The organism is Micromonospora sp. NBC_01392, from assembly GCF_045040125.1.
In the GTDB taxonomy this organism is placed as follows: Bacteria; Actinomycetota; Actinomycetes; order Mycobacteriales; family Micromonosporaceae; genus Micromonospora.
The window spans coordinates 7,035,959-7,052,702 of sequence record NZ_CP109549.1 but is presented as its reverse complement, the minus strand read 5'-3'; the positions used below and the strand labels follow the sequence as shown (position 1 = coordinate 7,052,702).

General features: G+C 73.3%; 16 protein-coding genes, 2 tRNA genes and 1 other RNA gene. 13 read left to right on the top strand and 6 right to left on the bottom strand.

Translation table 11 applies throughout. The annotated features are described in order from the left end of the window. Nucleotides 1–270: 270 nt before the first annotated feature. The 4 genes from OG767_RS31025 to OG767_RS31010 all read left to right on the top strand — a co-directional run bounded on the left by OG767_RS31025 (nt 271) and on the right by OG767_RS31010 (nt 2,079). Nucleotides 271–567: a hypothetical protein gene (locus tag OG767_RS31025; RefSeq protein WP_107162256.1), complete on the top strand. Its 297-nt coding sequence runs from the start codon at nt 271–273 to the stop codon at nt 565–567. 6 nt (nt 568–573) lie between these two features. After that, nucleotides 574–810 (top strand): hypothetical protein, encoded by a 237-nt coding sequence (locus tag OG767_RS31020; protein ID WP_396779051.1) that lies wholly within the window; start codon nt 574–576, stop codon nt 808–810. A gap of 122 nt (nt 811–932) precedes the next feature. After that, a complete protein-coding gene (locus OG767_RS31015; protein WP_107162257.1) occupies nt 933–1,457 on the top strand; it encodes a tRNA adenosine deaminase-associated protein in 525 nt (174 codons plus the stop codon). Between the two features lie 67 nt (nt 1,458–1,524). Next, a complete protein-coding gene (locus tag OG767_RS31010) occupies nt 1,525–2,079 on the top strand; it encodes a nucleoside deaminase (RefSeq protein ID WP_405094359.1) in 555 nt (184 codons plus the stop codon). A gap of 115 nt (nt 2,080–2,194) precedes the next feature. Here OG767_RS31010 and deoD read toward each other — a convergent pair whose 3' ends face one another. Then, nucleotides 2,195–2,902 (bottom strand): purine-nucleoside phosphorylase, encoded by a 708-nt coding sequence (gene deoD / locus OG767_RS31005; protein ID WP_107162259.1) that lies wholly within the window; start codon nt 2,900–2,902, stop codon nt 2,195–2,197. A gap of 75 nt (nt 2,903–2,977) precedes the next feature. Here deoD and OG767_RS31000 point away from each other — a divergent pair. After that, a tRNA-Ser gene (locus tag OG767_RS31000) sits at nt 2,978–3,064 on the top strand. A gap of 68 nt (nt 3,065–3,132) precedes the next feature. Here OG767_RS31000 and OG767_RS30995 read toward each other — a convergent pair. The 3 genes from OG767_RS30995 to OG767_RS30985 all read right to left on the bottom strand — a co-directional run bounded on the left by OG767_RS30995 (nt 3,133) and on the right by OG767_RS30985 (nt 6,866). Beyond that, nucleotides 3,133–5,607 (bottom strand): hypothetical protein, encoded by a 2,475-nt coding sequence (locus OG767_RS30995; RefSeq protein ID WP_405091603.1) that lies wholly within the window; start codon nt 5,605–5,607, stop codon nt 3,133–3,135. A gap of 117 nt (nt 5,608–5,724) precedes the next feature. Further along, the gene (locus tag OG767_RS30990) at nt 5,725–6,255 is read right to left on the bottom strand and encodes a hypothetical protein (protein WP_405091602.1); all 531 of its coding nucleotides are present in this window, start codon (nt 6,253–6,255) and stop codon (nt 5,725–5,727) included. Further along, complete coding sequence (locus OG767_RS30985; protein ID WP_405091601.1) at nt 6,252–6,866, bottom strand: hypothetical protein; 615 nt, start codon at nt 6,864–6,866, stop codon at nt 6,252–6,254. Before OG767_RS30985 ends, OG767_RS30990 begins: the two co-directional genes overlap by 4 nt. 164 nt (nt 6,867–7,030) lie before the next feature. On the opposite strand from OG767_RS30985, the gene OG767_RS30980 reads away from it, so the two are divergent. From OG767_RS30980 to OG767_RS30965, 4 genes are read left to right on the top strand one after another with little or no spacing between them, the layout of a single operon-like run. Then, nucleotides 7,031–7,756: an ABC transporter ATP-binding protein gene (locus tag OG767_RS30980; RefSeq protein WP_405091600.1), complete on the top strand. Its 726-nt coding sequence runs from the start codon at nt 7,031–7,033 to the stop codon at nt 7,754–7,756. Beyond that, nucleotides 7,753–8,523, top strand: a complete 771-nt coding sequence (locus tag OG767_RS30975) for an ABC transporter permease (RefSeq protein ID WP_405091599.1) — start codon at nt 7,753–7,755, stop codon at nt 8,521–8,523. The genes OG767_RS30980 and OG767_RS30975 overlap by 4 nt, the downstream gene beginning before the upstream one ends. 17 nt (nt 8,524–8,540) lie before the next feature. After that, complete coding sequence (locus tag OG767_RS30970) at nt 8,541–9,866, top strand: sensor histidine kinase (RefSeq protein WP_405091598.1); 1,326 nt, start codon at nt 8,541–8,543, stop codon at nt 9,864–9,866. A gap of 14 nt (nt 9,867–9,880) precedes the next feature. Then, complete coding sequence (locus tag OG767_RS30965) at nt 9,881–10,525, top strand: LuxR C-terminal-related transcriptional regulator (RefSeq protein ID WP_405091597.1); 645 nt, start codon at nt 9,881–9,883, stop codon at nt 10,523–10,525. Nucleotides 10,526–10,588: 63 nt separating this feature from the next. Here OG767_RS30965 and OG767_RS30960 read toward each other — a convergent pair whose 3' ends face one another. Together OG767_RS30960 and OG767_RS30955 are read right to left on the bottom strand one after the other, a co-directional pair. Further along, nucleotides 10,589–12,352: a glycosyl hydrolase gene (locus OG767_RS30960; protein WP_405091596.1), complete on the bottom strand. Its 1,764-nt coding sequence runs from the start codon at nt 12,350–12,352 to the stop codon at nt 10,589–10,591. A 299-nt stretch (nt 12,353–12,651) separates the two neighbouring features. Then, nucleotides 12,652–12,736, bottom strand: a tRNA-Ser gene (locus OG767_RS30955). An 81-nt stretch (nt 12,737–12,817) separates the two neighbouring features. On the opposite strand from OG767_RS30955, the gene ffs reads away from it, so the two are divergent. The 4 genes from ffs to recR all read left to right on the top strand — a co-directional run bounded on the left by ffs (nt 12,818) and on the right by recR (nt 16,716). Beyond that, an RNA gene (ffs, locus tag OG767_RS30950) (signal recognition particle sRNA small type) lies at nt 12,818–12,907 on the top strand. Between the two features lie 107 nt (nt 12,908–13,014). Beyond that, nucleotides 13,015–15,627: a DNA polymerase III subunit gamma and tau gene (locus OG767_RS30945; RefSeq protein WP_405091595.1), complete on the top strand. Its 2,613-nt coding sequence runs from the start codon at nt 13,015–13,017 to the stop codon at nt 15,625–15,627. 178 nt (nt 15,628–15,805) lie between these two features. Next, entirely contained in the window at nt 15,806–16,114 is a 309-nt protein-coding gene (locus OG767_RS30940) for a YbaB/EbfC family nucleoid-associated protein (RefSeq protein WP_217628661.1), read from the top strand. Nucleotides 16,115–16,122: 8 nt separating this feature from the next. Next, entirely contained in the window at nt 16,123–16,716 is a 594-nt protein-coding gene (gene recR, locus OG767_RS30935; protein WP_358193838.1) for a recombination mediator RecR, read from the top strand. The last annotated feature ends 28 nt before the right edge of the window (nt 16,717–16,744 follow it).

The following is a 16,744-nucleotide window of genomic DNA, read 5'->3' as shown; positions in this document are numbered from 1 at the left end:
CGCGACGAGCAACAGGACCGGGAACGCCGGACGCGCGCGGCGGCCGATCGATGGCGAGCGCATCCGATCATCCTGGCAGACCACTACCGTGGGAACGAAAGCGCCGACCCGGTCACACCGGCCGGTCACGGTGGGTGACCTCGGGGGCGATGGGTCGGGAGGGGAGCAGCGGTGACGAACGGGTGGCACGGGGCAGCCGGAGCGAGCGGTCCGGGGGCGTTCCACGCGCCGCCGCGTACCCCGTCGGGGCTCTTCCCGTCCGGCGGGCCGATGCGTCCCAGCTACCGCGAGCCGTACCCGGTGACCGGTGCCGGCGTGGCGCTCGGCGCGGTGGTCACCTTCGCCTGGTTGCTGCTGTTCGGGCTGGTCGGCCGCGACGTGCCCGGCTACGCCTGGTGGACGGTGCTGGCCGGCGGCGTCGCCTGGGCGGTCGCCGCGGTGCTGGTCCGCCACGGCGACCGGGGGGTGGCGACCGGGGTGGCGATCGTCACCGCGGGCGGCTGGAGCATCGCCGCCGCGATCGTCGCGGTGCGGTGGGCGCAGACCGGCGACTGGCCGCTCTGGTGACCTTACGTGCCGCTTTCGCTGCGTAGCGAAGACCATCTTGACGTACGCGCGGTGACGGTTCACGCTCGCCGTATGGCCTGGACCACACCGCCGCGGCTCGACCCCGATCGGAGCCGCCGTCGCCTGCAACTCCTTGCCGAGTTGGCCGGTGCCCGTGCGGTACAGCAGCGCGAGCGGCCGCAGCGGGCGCGCAGCGAACGCCTGCGCCAGCTCATCGCCACCCGTCGCCGCGTGGCCGGCTGAGGCGACTTTCTCCAGGAACGCCCGGCCCCTGTCGGGGCGTTGACCGGTCGCCCGCCGACCCGACCGGTTAACGTGCATCGCGTGACGTGTCGGCATGCTGCCGAGGCCAATTTGGGGGGACCGTGTCGTACTTCGCTGCTGCCGTGGCGCGCATCGACGGCGGCTGGACCGCCGGCGAGGTCAGCCTGCGGGGCGTCACCGACATCGAGGAGGCGGCCGACCGGCTGCGCGACGTCGAGCCGGACGCCGACCTCTCCCTGCTGTTCGTCGAGGCGGACGACACCTACCTGGTCGTCCTGCGCCTCGACGAGGGGGAGGACCTGCGGGTCTTCGGCTCCGACTCGGCGTACGCGGAGGAGTCCCGGCTGGGCGCGCTGCTGGTCGGCGACCTGAAGACCTCGGTCACCGGCCTGGAGGACGTCGACGAGCCGCGCCCGTCCGGCGGCGACGACGAGACCGAGCAGCCGGCCGTGGACCCGGAGGCCGACCCGGTGGGCGACGCCGACCTCCTCGCCGACCTCGGCATCCCGGCGCCGAAGCTGCTCGCGCTCTGCGCGCACGAGGGCAACATGCCGGCCGACGTGACCGCCGAGATCTGCCAGGTGCTCGGCTGCGCGGACGAGGTCGAGGAGCTGCGTGAGGTCTGAGCCCGGCGAGTCCGTGACGCCCGGCGCCGTGGAACCGGCCGACGCCACCGACCCGGCGCTGGAGACGCTGCGACCCGGCCAGCCGACGCCGGGTCGACCCGGACGGGCAGGGCCGGGCGCGGACGAAGGACTGGCCGACCCGGGTGCGGTGGGGCGCCGGCAGCGGCACGAGCTGTGGATGCGCCGGGCCCTGCACGTCGCCGCGACCGGCCCGGACGGGCCGACGCCGAACGAGGGCGTCGACGACGTGCCGGTCGGGGCTGTGCTCTACGGGCCCGACGGCGGGGAACTGGCGATCGGGCGCAACGAGCGGGAACTGACCGGCGACCCGACCGCGCACGCCGAGGTGCTGGCGCTGCGCCGCGCCGCGCAGCGGCTGGGCCGGTGGCGGCTGGACGGCTGCACGCTGGTGGTGACGCTGGAGCCGTGCACCATGTGCGCCGGCGCGATCGCGCTCGCCCGGGTCTCGACAGTGGTGTTCGGCGCGTGGGAACCGAAGACCGGCGCGGTCGGCTCGCTCTGGGACGTCCTGCGCGACCGCCGGATCCCCCACCGCCCCGAGGTCTACCCCGGCGTCCTGGCCCCGGAGAGCGCCGCCTTGCTGCGCGCCTTCTTCCGGTAAGGCCGGGCCCCCTGTTAACGCCTGCGGTATAGATGGGGCCCCTTCTCAAACGAGACGCCGCCCCCGGCACCGGGTGGTGACGGGGGCGGCGAGGGGGTAGCCGGCGGAGGGTCGGTCAGGCGATGGCGGTGTCGAGGGCGATCTCGACCATCTGGCCGAACGTCTGCTCACGCTCCTGCGACGTGGTCTTCTCGCCGGTCTTGATGTGGTCGCTCACGGTCAGGATGGTCAGCGCGCGGGCCTTGAACCGGGCCGCGATCGTGTAGAGCGCCGCCGACTCCATCTCCACCGCCAGCACGCCGTAGTCGGCGAGCGCGTCGTACAGGTCCGGCCGGTCGGTGTAGAAGGCGTCCGCGGCCAGGATCGGCCCGACCCGCATGGTGATGCCGCGCCGCTCGGCCACCTCGACCGAGGTACGCAGCAGCCCGAAGTCGGCGACCGGGGCGTAGTCGATCAGCCCGTCGAAGCGCATCCGGTTCATGTTCGAGTCGGTGGACGAGCCGATGGCCGCCACCACGTCCCGCAGTTGCAGGTCCTCGGTCAGGGCGCCGCACGAGCCGACCCGGATCAGCGTCTTCACGCCGTACTCGTTGATCAGCTCGTGCGCGTAGATGGAGGCGGACGGCATGCCCATGCCGGAACCCTGGACGGAGACGTCGACGCCGTTCCACCGCCCGGTGAAGCCCAGCATGCCGCGCACCGTCGTGTAGCAGCGGGCCTCCTCGAGGTAGGTCTCCGCGATCCACTTGGCCCGCAGCGGGTCACCCGGCATCAGGACCCGCTCGGCGATCTCTCCCGGCTCAGCGCCGATGTGCGTACTCATGGCAAAGATCCTGCCAGGCCGGCCGACGGGATACCGGTTCGGCGTCCGAAGCGGTGGTCCTGTACCCTCGTCGGCGGTGGCGTGTCCGAGTGGCCTAAGGAGCACGCCTCGAAAGCGTGTGAGGGTTTACGCCCTCCGCGGGTTCAAATCCCGCCGCCACCGCTCGTGAGATGCGAGAACGCCCGGTCGATCCGCAAGGATCGACCGGGCGTTTTCCGTTCCGTCGCCGATCAGCTCGCCGGCAGGCTGGCGTCCCGGTGGGTGAGCTGATAGGTGGCGTCGACCGCGTCGGCCTCCAGGATCACCGTGACCGGGCCGGTGGGTAGCGCGCAGGAGATCGTTCGCTCGACGGCGTAGCCGGTCGGCCCGCAGTAGCGCCGGCCGGCCGAGTCGAACACGGACAGGCGGGCGTCACCGGTGCCGCTGGTCCGCTTCCAGGTGATCGATTCCGTGGCCCCGCGCGCGTCGGCCGGGATCGAGAGGCAGACCCCGAAGCGGTCCGTGCCCGTGGTCACCGTGGCACCCGTCGCACCCGCCGGCAGCGCCGGGCAGGCGGGCGGGCCGTCGGTGCGCGTGAAGGCGAGGGAGTACGGACCGTCCGCGTCGCCGTTGCCCGAGTTGAGTACGGCGCGGAACGGCGCCTGGCCGGTCAGCTCGCAGTGGTACTGCCGCAACGAGTACTCGTCGCACACGGAGGCCCCGGTGGCGTCGAGCACCGTCATCTCGGGCCAGCCGGCTCCGGTGGCGTCGCCTGGGAACAGCCCGGTGAGAAGGGCGCCGGCGGGGCTGCTCAGCTGGAGGCAGTCAAACTGGGCCGGAGTGCTCAGGCGTCCCCGCACCGGCGCGTCCTGCCAACCGGTGTCGGACACCGGCCGGCAGTCGGACGGCATCCACGGCAGCACCGCGAGGTGGTACCGCAGGCCGTTGTCGATCACCGCGTCGGGTGCGCCGCCGCTGAGCACCAGGGTGTACCACCCGGCGGCGGGAATCTCGCACCGCACGTCCGTGCAGACCTTGTGCCCGGCGTCGTCGTAGACGGTCGCGTACTGCCGGTAGTTGTCCTCGCCGGCCGCCTTGATCCGGAAGGTGCCCTCGGTCAGGTCCAGGACGCGGCAGCGGACGCCGCCGAGCGCGCCGGCCGGTGCAGCGTTGTACGCCCCGGGCGTGACCGCCGGACAGCCGCTGGCGTCGCTGAGGTTGCGGATCTGCAGCCGGTAGGTCAGGCCGGTGTCCTCCGGCTCCCACCTCGCGAGGTAGGAGACGACCCGGAAGGTGCCGGTCGACGGCAGGACGCAGCCGTCCTCCTCCGACCACTCGGTGCACAGCACGGCACCCTGCTCGTCGACGAGCCAGGACGAGAGGTCGTTGTAGCGGTCCGGGGCCCGGTAGACCATGACGCGCTCGCCGGCCGTGCCGTGGAACTGCTGGCAGTTGGTCTGCACCGCCGAGGTCTGGTGCACCGTCAGGGTCGGCTGGTCCCAGGCGAGTCCGGCGGGGTCGGCGCAGCCCTCGGCCCGGTCGAGTCGCGCCACCGCCACCCGGTAGGTGACCGGCTCCCAGTTCCAGTTCCGCATCAGCAGCGTGTAGGGGCCGGCGGCTGGCGTCGCGCAGGAACGCCAGGAGTCGTACTCCGAGCACACCAGTTGGCCGGCGTCGTCGTATACCTGCCAGTCGAGGTATTGATTCGCGTACTGCTCGATCCGGACGAGCAGCGGGCCCGGGGTGGCGACCCGCAGCTTCTGGCAGCCGACCCCCTCGCTCGGCGGTACAGTGCCGGTGCCGACCGCCGAGCCCGGGTCACCGAAGGTGGTCAGGGGCAGGGCCGGGCAGCCGACCGACCGCGAGATCCGCGGCATCTTGAGGGTGTAGGCGGCCTTGGTGCCGTAGGTCTCCTCCAGGAAGAGCCGGTACGGCCCCGGCGAGCCGAGCGTGCACTCGGTGGCGTAGCGCACCGAGCAGATCCGCTGGAACTGCCCGTCCAGGATGTTGCCCTGGACGTCCTCGGCGCCTCCCGGGTCGGCCAGGTGCAGCACGGTGCCGGTGGGCTGCGTGAACGTGAAGCAGCGGGCGGCGAGGCCGGCGGGCAGCGTGCCGCTGCGACCGGTCGAGGCGAAGGAGAAGAAGCTCTCGGGCAGGGTGGCGCAGGTGGAGGGCGTGCGCATCGACTCCGCCGACAGCGAGTAGGCGCCCTTGCCGGTGCCGTAGGTGAGCGTCACCGTGATCCGGTAGGTGCCTGCCGCGCCGAGCCGGCAGTCGTTCAGGTATGGGCCGGCGTAGCAGGCGTTGCTGCCGTCGGGACCGGTGACCTGTGCGCCGACACCATCCCCCGAGACCTGCCGGAGCCGGACGAGCAGGGTGTCCTGGTCGACCGTCGAGGTGACCGTCCAGGTGTGTTGCGCGGCGCCGGTGATCGACGCGCAGTTCGTGACCTTGCCCAGCGGAAGCGGCCCACCGCAGGTGGCGGCCGTGCTGGCGACCGCCGCAGGCTTTGCCGGGGCCGGCGTCGCGGTGGGAGCCGGAGTGGTGGTCGGTGCCGCCGACGGCACGGTCGCCGGACGCGGTTGCTCGGCCGTCGTCGTGGGTCGCGGCGAGGGACCGGTCGTTGGGGCGGCGGCGGCGGGCCCGGCCAGCAGGCCCGCCGCGGTGGCGCTCAGGGCGGTGACGGCCGCCCACCTCGCCAGCGGTCTCCACCATGGAACGGACATGGTTGTACGCACAATGTACTCCCCCGTTAGAGCTGCGCGATCTGCGCGAGCAGGGAGATGATTCCACGGTGGTCGATGTCGGACAATCAGCTTGTCGGACCGCGCGTGACCGGCCGGTCAGCAGGGGCCGTAGCCCTCGTCGAAGAGGCGGCGGGCCCAGTCCGCGTACCCGGCGATGATCTCCCGGACGGTGACGCCGTCGTGCAGGAACAGGTACGCGCGGTCGCCGTCGCGGGCGAGCAGCCCGGCGAAGCGGTGGCTGCCGGGCGGCGCCGGCAGCGCGGCGGCGCCGGGGTACGCGGTGCGGACCTCGCCGACCGGCGTGCCGGCGCTGATCCCCTCCGGCGTGGTCATCGGGTCGTCGAGCCAGAGCAGGACGAGCCGGTCGTCGACGAAGATCGGGCTGACCTCGCCGTGCCCCGCCAGTGTGGGCCCGCAGGTCTCCTCGTCGGTGCGCAGCAGGCCGCGCCGGGTGAGGTCCTCCTCGGTGTCGCCGAACCCCGCGTTGCGCAGGCCGTCCAGGCTGACCACCTCGGCGGCGCCGACCGGTCGGGCCGGCACGTCCGGCCCATGTGGATGGACGCCGCTCCCGGCAATGGAAGCGGCGGCGAGCAGTGTGGCGATAAAGCCGAATTGTCGTATTTTCATGCAATCCCCCAGTCCCCAACGGGACCGGGGCGAGGAGGTTGCTGGTGCGGGCCGGATTGGCGCAGTTCCCACTCCTCGGCCAGTTCGTCCCAGTAGTCGGCGGACAGCCCGCGCCGGCCGTGCGCCAACCAGCCGGCCGTGTCGCGCTCCAGGTGCAGGCCCAGCTCGGCGAACGGGTCGATCCACGCGCCCGGCTCGGCGCCGAGCCGGGCCAGCGCCGTGTTGATCGGCCACTGTGCCCGTGGCCGGTCCAGCGCGCCGTCGAAGCGCGGGCCCCAGGTCACGTCGCCGTCCAGCCACACCACCGCCGCCTGGTGGCCGAGCCCGCCGGCGAACTCCGCCTCCAGGTACGCCACCGGCCCGCGCTTCGACCAGCGGGCCAACAGCCCCGCCAGCGGCGGCGAGAGGACCAGCCGGAACGGGCGTACCGCGCAGGGCTCCTCGGCGGCGAAATCCGGCGGCTCGCCGGTCAGCTCCGCCACGAGCTGCGGGGTGACCGGCAGCAGCGCGAAGTCCTGCCGGAGCGCGGCCAGCACCGCGTGGTCCAGGTCGGCGGTCTGCTCGCGCAGCACCTCGACGTCGGCGACCACGGCACTGAGCTGGTAACTCATCCGGTCCTCTCGGCGTCCACAGCCTGTGGATGGAACATGTGTACGACGACGGATCCCGCTGTCGCCCTGGAACGGTAGCCCGCCCGTCGGGGTGGAAAACCCCCGGACCAGGTCGGATGGTTTCCGGCTTACCGCTGCCGAGCGCGATGCCTAGCGTCGATCCCGTGATCGAACTACGTGAGTTGACCAAACGCTACGGGAACCGGACCGCCGTGGACAGGCTCACCGTCCGGGTGCAGCCGGGCGTGGTGACCGGCTTCCTCGGCCCGAACGGGTCCGGGAAGTCCACGACGATGCGGATGATCCTCGGCCTGGACGCCCCGGACCACGGCGAGGCGCTTGTCGACGGCGTCCGGTACGCGGACCTGACCTGGCCGTTGCGGACCGTCGGCGCGCTGCTCGACGCCGGCGCGTTCCACCCCGGCCGCAGCGGGCGGGCGCACCTGGCCGCGCTGGCCGCGAGCAACGACATCCCCGGGTCCCGGGTCGAGCGGGTGCTCCGCGTGGTCGGGCTGTCCGGCGTGGCGGACCGGCGCGCCGGCACCTACTCGCTGGGCATGCGCCAGCGGCTCGGGATCGCGTTCGCGCTGCTCGGCGACCCGGGCGTCCTCCTGCTCGACGAGCCGGTCAACGGGCTGGACCCGGAGGGCATCCGCTGGATCCGGGACCTGCTGCGCGGGCTCGCCGCCGAGGGCCGGACCGTGTTCGTGTCCAGCCACCTGATCGCCGAGACGGCGCTGACCGTGGACCGGCTGGTGGTCATCGGCCGGGGCCGGCTGCTGGCCGAGACGACCGTCGCCGAACTCGCGGCCGGCGGCGACAACCTGGAGGACGCGTTCTTCCGCCTCACCTCGCGGGTCACCGACTACCACGGAACGGATGTGTCATGAGCGGCTACGGATTCCGGCACGCGGCCCGGATGGAATGGATCAAACTGACCAGCGTCCGGTCGACGTGGTGGCTGGCGACGGCGGCGGTGCTCTCGATGGCGGCGGCCGGCGTCGGGGTGGGACTCGGCTACCGCGGGCACACGCCGGTGGCCACCACCGCCCAGATCCTGAACAACAGCCTGAGCGGCGCCATTCTGGCCCAACTCCTGCTCGGCGCGCTCGGCGTCCTCGCGGTGACCGGCGAGTACGGCACCGGGATGATCCGTTCGACGTTCGCCGCCGTCCCCCGTCGCCGGACCGTCCTGGCCGCGAAGGCCACCGTCGGCGGTGGCGCGGCGCTCGTCGTCGGCCTGCTCGCCAGCTTCGCCGGCTACCTGGGCGGGCAACTCGCGATCCGCGGCACCGCCATCCCGGCCGCCTCGCTGGGCGACCCGCGGATCCTGGGCGCGGTCCTGCTCACCGGCGGCTACCTGGCGGCCACCGCGCTGATCGGCGTGGGCGTCGGGACTGTCGTCAGGCACTCCGGTGCCGCGATCGGCGTGCTGTTCGCGCTGGTGTTCGTCCCGTCGTTCGCGGTCGGACTGTTCGGCGCGGACGGTATCGCGGTCGGCCGCTTCGTCCCGCTGCTGATGCTGCTCAACTCCGTCGCGGTGATCACGCCGACCCCCGGGCTGTTCGCCGGCTGGGTCAGCGTGCTGCTGATGGGCGGGTACGCGGCCGTGGCGATTCTCGGCGGCGGCCTGCTGCTCCGTCGGCGCGACGCGTGACAGGCGACAATGGGCCGGTGACCGCGCTGCGCGCCCCGTTCACCGCGCAGACCCTGCGCCGGGCGGTGTTCTGCCTGGTCGGGGTGGTCAGCGCGGTCGCGATCCTGGCGGTGCCGGCGCTCGTACCGGCGCTGGGCGCGCTTGTCCTCTGGGCCACCGGAGGCATGTCCCGTCAGCCCGCGCCGGCCGTCGCGCCGATCTTCCTGGTGCTGTTGCCGCTCACCGTCGCGCTCCTGGTCGTGCTGGCCGCGCCGGCCGGGCGCGCCACCGGCGCGGTGCACCGCCGGATCGCCGGCCGGCTGCTCGGCGTACACGTGGCGGCTCCGCCACCGCGGGCCTCGAACCGGATCGGTGCCCTGGTCGCCGACGGGCCGGGCTGGCGTGCCGTCGGATACGGCCTGCTCAAGGTGCCGCTGGCCATCCCCCAGGGCTACGGGCTGTTCTGCTACCTGCTCGGCCCGGTCAACCTCAGCTACCCGCTCTGGTGGCCGCTGTTCCGCAACCACCCGCCCGGCACCCGCCTCGGTCCGGTGTGGGCGGTGACCCCGTTCGGCCTCGTCGGCGCGCGGACGTACGCCGGCACGTTCCTCATCGCCGCCGCCGGCCTGGCCATGCTGCTCGTCGCGCCGTGGCTGATGCGCGCCGGCACGACGCCGGACCTGGCCGCGATGCGGCGGCTGCTCGGCCCGCGCCGGCTCGCCGAACGGGTACGCGAACTCCAGGCCAGCCGCGCCCGGGCGATCGACGACGCGGCCACCATGATGCGCCGGCTGGAACGGGACCTGCACGACGGCGCGCAGATCCGGCTGGCCACGCTCGCGATGAACCTCGGCATGGCGACCGAGAAGCTCGGGGCCGACGGCCCGCCGCCCGACCTCGCGCAGGCCCGTGAGCTGGTCGCGCTCGCCCACCGGGGCGCGAAGGACGCGCTCGCCGACCTGCGCGACCTGGTGCGTGGCATCCACCCGCCGATCCTCGACAACGGTCTCGGCGACGCGCTGGCGACGCTCGCCACGAGCAGTGCCGTCCCGGTCGCGGTGCACGTCGACCTGCCCGAGCGTCCGGCGCCCGCGATCGAGACCATCGCCTACTTCTGCGCCGCCGAGTTGCTCGCCAACGCGGCCAAGCACAGCCGGGCGACCCGGATCGGCCTCGGTGTCGCAGGCTCCGGGGAGCGTCTGACGCTGACGGTCGACGACGACGGGACAGGCGGGGCGGATCCGGACGGCCCGGGCCTGGCCGGGCTGGCCCGGCGCGCCGGCGTCGTGGACGGGAGGATGCGCGTGCACAGCCCGGCCGGTGGTCCCACCCGGGTCGAGATCGACCTGCCCACTCACGCGTGAACGGAGGCAACAGTATGCGGGTGGTGATCGCGGAGGACGCCGCGATGATGCGTGAGGGGCTGGTCCGGCTGCTCGCCGACCGGGGCTTCGAGGTGTGCGCCGCGGTGGCCGACGCGGACGCGCTGCGCTCCGCGGTCGCCGCCTTCGTGCCGGACGTGGCAGTCGTCGACATCCGGATGCCGCCGACGCACACCGACGAGGGGCTGCGCGCGGCGATCGACATCCGGCGCGACCATCCCGGCGTCGGCGTGCTGCTCTTCTCCCAGTACGTGGAGACCCGCTACGCGACCCGCCTGCTCGCCGCCCGGCCGGCCGGCGTCGGCTACCTGCTCAAGGACCGCGTCGCCGACGTCGCCGACTTCGTGGACGCGCTGACCCGGGTGGCGTCCGGCGGCACCGCGCTGGACCCGGAGGTCGTCGGCCACCTGATGCGGGCCGGGCAGGGCACCGCCGGGGTGGCGTCGCTGACCCCACGGGAGCGCGAGGTGCTGTCGCTGATGGCCGAGGGGCGGTCCAACAGCGGCATCGCGGCGGCGCTGGTGATCACGCCCGGGGTGGTGGAGAAGCACGTGGCGAACATCTTCGCGAAGCTCGGCCTGCCGGCGTCGGACACCGACAACCGCCGGGTCCTGGCCGTCCTGCGCCACCTCGGCGGCTGACGTCAGGCGTACGACGGAGGGGGCCGGACCCTCGACGGGCCCGGCCCCCTGGCGATCAGGTCGTCACCACGCGGACATGTCGGGGAGTTGGTCGATCGAGATGGTCCTCGGGTTGGCCATCGCGGTGCGCCACAGCCCGGCCACGTCCTTGCCGCTGCCGTTCCAGTCCCGCGACGCCCAGACCACGTAGTACGGCCACGCCGGGTCGGAGTTGGGGTTGAGCGGGCTGAACGTCTCCGCCACGCCGGTGGTCTTGGCGCCGCTGACCGCCTTGGTGGTGGCGAAGTCGCTGCTGCTCTGGAAGTAGTCGGAGGTGACCAGGTCGACGTAGCCGTCACCCGGGTACCAGGACGCCAGCGAGGTGCCCTGGCCGCTGGCCATCCCGTTGAACACCCAGACGATGTTGTGCGCGCCGGCGAGCTGCGCCCGCTGGTAGATCAGCCGCCAGAGCTGCTTGTAGGCGTCCTGGCCCTTCTTCGCCCACCACATGTAGTTGTTGTTCGCCTCGTGCAGCGGGCGGAACAGCACCGGCACACCGGCGTCGCCCATCTTCTTCAGCTCGCGCACCACCAGGTCGATGTCCTGGTAGAGCTTCGACGACGGGTTGCTCAGGTCGGGCTGGAAGTCGCAGGGCGCGGAGTAGTTGCCGCCGCGCGGGCAGTACCAGTGCCACTGGAACGCGACGATGCCGTTGCGCGCCTTGGCCCAGTTGATGACCTGCTGGGTCTCGATGCTGCCCCGGGTGTACTCCATGAAGTCGAACGCCACGATCGCCGGGTAGCGGCCGGTCAACTGCTGCACCTTGTCCGCGTCCGGCAGGTCGGTCTGGCCGCTGACGTAGGTGTGCGTGCGCAGGTAGCAGATCAGGTTGCGGGCCTTCGAGTTCGCCTGCGGGTCGGCCGGGGCCTGGCCGCAGTCCGGGCCGGGCGGGGTGGGCGGCTTGACCGCGTACACCTCGAACTCGTAGAGCGAGTAACCCCAGGCGGTGCCGCGTGCGGTGCCGGACATCCGCACGTACCGGCCGCTGGCCCCGGCCGGCGTGACGTCGTCGGTGCCGCCGTCGCCCGTCGTGGTGCTGAACACCGGGGTCCAGGTGGTGCCGTCGGTCGAGGTCTGGATCTGGTACGCCTTGCCGTACGCGGCCTCCCAACGCAGCCGCACCGTGTTGATCGGGTACGTGGCGCCCAGGTCGACCTGGAACCACTGCGGGTCGGCGTAGAGGCTGGACCAGCGGGTGCCCCCGTTGCCGTCGACCGCCTGGGCGGCGGCGTTCGGGCTCTCCGTCGACGACGCGGTCACCGGCCGGTTGAGCGCCAGGTTGCCGCTGGGGACGCCGGTCGGATCCGGCGTCGGGGTCGGACTACCGGTGGGGCTCGGGCTGCCCGTCGGGCTCGGGCTCGGTGGCGTGGTGTCGCCGCAGGCCGCGCCGTTGAGCGTGAACGCGGTCGGGGTCGGGTTCGACCCGGTGTAGGTGACGTTGAAGCCGAAGCTCACCGTGCCGCCGGCCGGGACGCTCGCGTTGTAGGAGACGTTGGTGGCGGTGGCGTTCGCGCCGGACTGCGTCTTCGTCGCGTTCCACATGTCGCCGATCACCTGGCTGCCGGGGAACGCCCAGCCCAGCGTCCAGCCGTTCACGGCGGCCCCGGTGTTGGTGATCGTGACGTTGGTGGTGGCGCCGCCGCCCCAGTCGTTGGTGACCTGCCAGGTCACCGAGCAGGCGCCGGCGGCGGCCTGGGCGGCGGGTGTGGTGACGAGCGTGGTGGCCAGTGCGGTGACGGCTGCCGCCGCCCCGGCCAGGCAGGCCCGCGTGCGGGTGCGCTGGATCATGAGGAACTCCCGTACGGGTGATGGTTGCGGGGAGCCCTCGCCGCCCGGACGGGTCGGAGCGTCGGTTGCCCTTCCGGCGTCCGACCCGGCGAAGATATCCACGATGGTCGGCTTAACCGGTTAACTTTGTCAATGCCTCACCATCCGCTGATGTGCCCATCGACCCCCTGAACCGGTAAAGAAAACGTTATCGACACTCCACCCGCCACGGGGCGGTGGTCGGTCAGGGGAGGGAGAAGAGGGGGCCGGAGACGGCAGCAGGGCCGGCCCCGACGGGGCCGGCCCTGCTCACGAGAGCGCGGAGGATACGAGATTCGAACTCGTGAGGGTGTAAACCCAACACGCTTTCCAAGCGTGCGCCCTAGGCCTCTAGGCGAATCCTCCGCGAGCCAGGATACAGGTCCCGCGACGGCGGGCCACCCCACCCTCCGGGAAGATCCACAAGCCTTCGGGTAGGCTTGGCGTCACCTCCCGTGCGGCGGTACCTCGTGAACCTCCCCAGGGCCGGAAGGCAGCAAGGATAAGCGAGCTCTGCCGGGTGCACGGGAGGCCTTTCTGTCTCCGGGGCCGGGTAACGTCGCCGCGGGTCGGGTCACGGGGTGGTGGGTGGTCACCCGGGGCCGACCGGCGCAGAATGGCTCGGTCGAGAGGAGGCGGGACGGGTGGCACTGGCCCTTTACCGCAAGTACCGGCCCCGCACGTTTGCCGAGGTCATCGGTCAGGAGCACGTCACCGAGCCGCTGTCGCAGGCGCTGCGCAGCGGGCGGCTCAACCACGCGTACCTCTTCTCCGGCCCGCGCGGCTGCGGCAAGACCTCCAGCGCCCGGATCCTGGCCCGCTCGCTCAACTGTGAGCAGGGCCCCACGCCCGAGCCGTGCGGGCTGTGCGAGTCGTGCCGCGGGCTGGCCCCCGACGGCCCCGGGTCGATCGACGTCATCGAGATCGACGCAGCCAGCCACGGTGGCGTGGACGACGCCCGGGAGCTGCGCGAGAAGGCGTTCTTCGCGCCGGCCCGCAGCCGCTTCAAGATCTACATCATCGACGAGGCGCACATGGTCTCGTCGGCCGGCTTCAACGCCCTGCTCAAGCTGGTCGAGGAGCCCCCGGAGTACGTCAAGTTCATCTTCGCCACCACCGAGCCGGAGAAGGTCCTCGGCACGATCAAGTCGCGGACCCACCACTACCCGTTCCGGTTGTTCCCGCCGAACGTGCTCCGGCCCTACCTGGAGCAGCTCTGCGAGGCCGAGGGCGTCAAGGTCGACCCGGCGGTGTTCCCGCTCGTGGTCCGCGCCGGCGGCGGCAGCGCGCGGGACAGCCTCTCCGTGCTCGACCAGCTCATCGCCGGCGCCGGCCCGGAGGGGGTCGGCTACGCCCGGGCCGCCGCGCTGCTCGGCGTCACCGACTCCGCGCTGATCGACGAGATGTGCGACGCGCTCGCCGCCGGGGACGGCGCGGCGGCTTATGCGACAGTCGACCGGGTCGCCGAGGCCGGCCACGACCCGCGCCGCTTCGCCTCCGACCTGCTGGAACGGCTGCGCGACCTGATCGTGCTCCAGCAGGTGCCGGACGCCGCCGCCAAGGGCCTCATCGACGGCCCTGCCGACCAGATCGAGCGGATGGCCGCCCAGGCCCACCGGCTCGGTCCGGCCACGCTGTCCCGCTGCGCCGACATCGTGCACAACGGCCTGGTGGAGATGCGCGGCACCACCGCGCCCCGGCTGCTGCTGGAGCTGATCTGCGCCCGGATGCTGCTGCCCGGCGCGGACGACTCGTCCGGCGGCCTGCTCCAGCGTCTGGAGCGGATGGAACGCCGGCTCACGCTGGGTGGCGCCGAGCCGTCGCCGTCCGCGCCGGCCACCCCCACCCAGGAGGTACGCCCAGCCGCTCCCGCCCCGGGCGCGGCTGCCGCCGCGGTCCACCCGTCGACCGCCGGCACGCCGGCGGCTGCCGATGCCCCGACCGGGCCCGCCGCCGCCCGGGCCGCCGCCGCGACGGCCGGCTCCCGGCCGGTCCCCGGCGCTCCGGCCGCGGCCGCTGGTGCTTCCGGTCCGGGCGGTTCATCCGGTCCGGTCGGTTCGGGCGCGGGTGCCGGCTCCCCGCTGCCGACCGGCCAGGAGCCGGCCGCCCCGGCCCGTCGTCCGGTGCCGTCGTCGGCGGTGATGCCCGATCCGGCCACGCCCGAGCCGCCCCGTCCGGGCGCGGCGAGTCCCGGCGCGCTGGACGCCGTGGCGGTGCGCCGGGTCTGGCCGGAGGTGGTCGGCAAGGTCAACCGGAGCAACAAGCGGATCGCCGCGCTGATGCGCGACGCCGTGGTGCGTGACCTGGACGGTGACACGCTGGTGCTGACCGTGAAGTCGACGGTGCTGGCGAAGATGATGGCGGATCACGCCGCCGTGCTCACCGACGCGCTCTACGAGGAGCTGGGCGGCCGCTGGCAGATCCGCTGCGAGGTGGCCGGCGAGCGGGGCGGCGCGTCGCCCGGTGGCCCGTCCCGACCCGCCGCGCCGGCCCGACCGGCATCCCCGCCTCCGGAGCCGCCCGCCCGCCCGGAGCCGGGTGGGGCCCACCCGGCCGGCGCGGCCGACGGTGCGGGTCGAGCCGGTGGCGCGCCCGGCGGATCGGGGCGGGCGAACGGCGCGGGTGATGGTGTGAACGGCCGGAACGGGGCGATGCGGTCCGCCGGCGGCGCTCCCACCGTCGACCCGACGGAGGACTGGCCCGAGCCGGCGCGCCCGGGTGGCGCGGCCGCCGGCGCGGGAGAACGGCCCGAACCGGGTGGTGCGCCCGCGAAGGCGGACGAGTGGCCCGAGCCGGCCCGCCCGGGTGGCGCGCCGAGCACGGACGGGGCGTCGGCATCCGCTCCACCGGCCAGCGCGTCGGCCGCCCACGCCGCACCGGCCCCGCCGAGACCGGCCGGGCCACCGGCGCAGCCGGCCGCGTCCACCGGTCCGCCGGTGAGCAGCGCGATCGCGGCAGCCCGGGCGGCTGCGGCGGGACGCGGCCCGCGTACCGGGCAGGCGGCCCGGAAGACGGCCGAGGCCGACTGGGCCGGTGAACCGCCGTACGACCCGGACTTCGACGGCCCGGTGCGCGGCGGCGCGAAACGGTCGGGCGGTGCCGCGCCGGCGAACTTCGAGGGCTTCGACCCGGGCGACGAGCCGCTGGACGAGGTCATCGACGAGCGCACCGCGCGCGAGTCCAGTGAGGAACAGGCGGTACGCCTGCTCCGCGACGCGTTCGGCGCCGAGCGGATCGACGAGGTGGACGCCCGCTAGCCCCTTTGTCGACGACCGGGAACTGTTCGTTCCGGCGCTCCCGGTTCGGGCCCCGTCCGGCCCGGCGTGGGCGGCCACGCCGGACGGGGTGGGGTCGGTCCCAGCGGATAGGCTGAGCGGCGGCCGAGCAGACGAGTGCGAGAAGGAGCGGTCCGTGCGCCCAGGTGGACAGCCGAACATGCAGCAGATGCTGAAGCAGGCGCAGAAGATGCAGCAGCAGATCGCCGCCGCCCAGGCCGAGCTGGCCGACGCGGAGCTGACCGGCACCGCCGGTGGTGGTCTGGTCACCGCCACCGTCGCCGGCACCGGTGAGCTGAAGGCGATCAAGATCGACCCGAAGGCGGTCGACCCGGAGGACGTGGAGACGCTGGAGGACCTGGTCGTCGCCGCCGTGCACAACGCCGCCGAGGCGGCCCGGGAGCTGACCGAGAAGAAGATGGGCCCGGTCGCGGGCGGGATGGGCGGCCTCGGCCTGCCCGGGTTCTGAGCCGACAGATGTATGAAGGCGCCATCCAGGATCTGATCGACGAGTTGGGCCGGCTGCCGGGCGTGGGCCCGAAGAGCGCCCAGCGGATCGCGTTCCACGTCCTGTCGGCCGATCCGGCCGACGTCAACCGGTTGGCCGGCGCGCTGCGCAAGGTCAAGGAGCTGGTCCGGTTCTGCACGACCTGTTACAACGTCGCCGAGTCCGAGCAGTGCCGGATCTGTCGCGATCCACGGCGTACCGATGAAGTGCTCTGCGTGGTCGAGGAGCCGAAGGACGTGGTGGCGATCGAGCGGACCGGCGAGTTCCGCGGGCGCTACCACGTGCTCGGCGGCGCGATCAATCCGCTGGAGGGCATCGGCCCGGACAATCTGCGGATCCGTGAGCTGATGACCCGGTTGGGCGGCGGTGAGGTCCGCGAGCTGATCCTCGCCACCGACCCGAACACCGAGGGCGAGGCGACGGCGACCTATCTCGCGCTGATGGTCAAGCCGATGGGGATCGCGGTGACCCGGCTGGCCAGCGGCCTGCCGGTCGGCGGTGACCTGGAGTACGCCGACGAGATCACGCTGGGCCGCGCCTTCGAGGGGCGCCGGGCGGTCTGAGTCGCCGGCCCGGTGGTGGGCGGTGTGC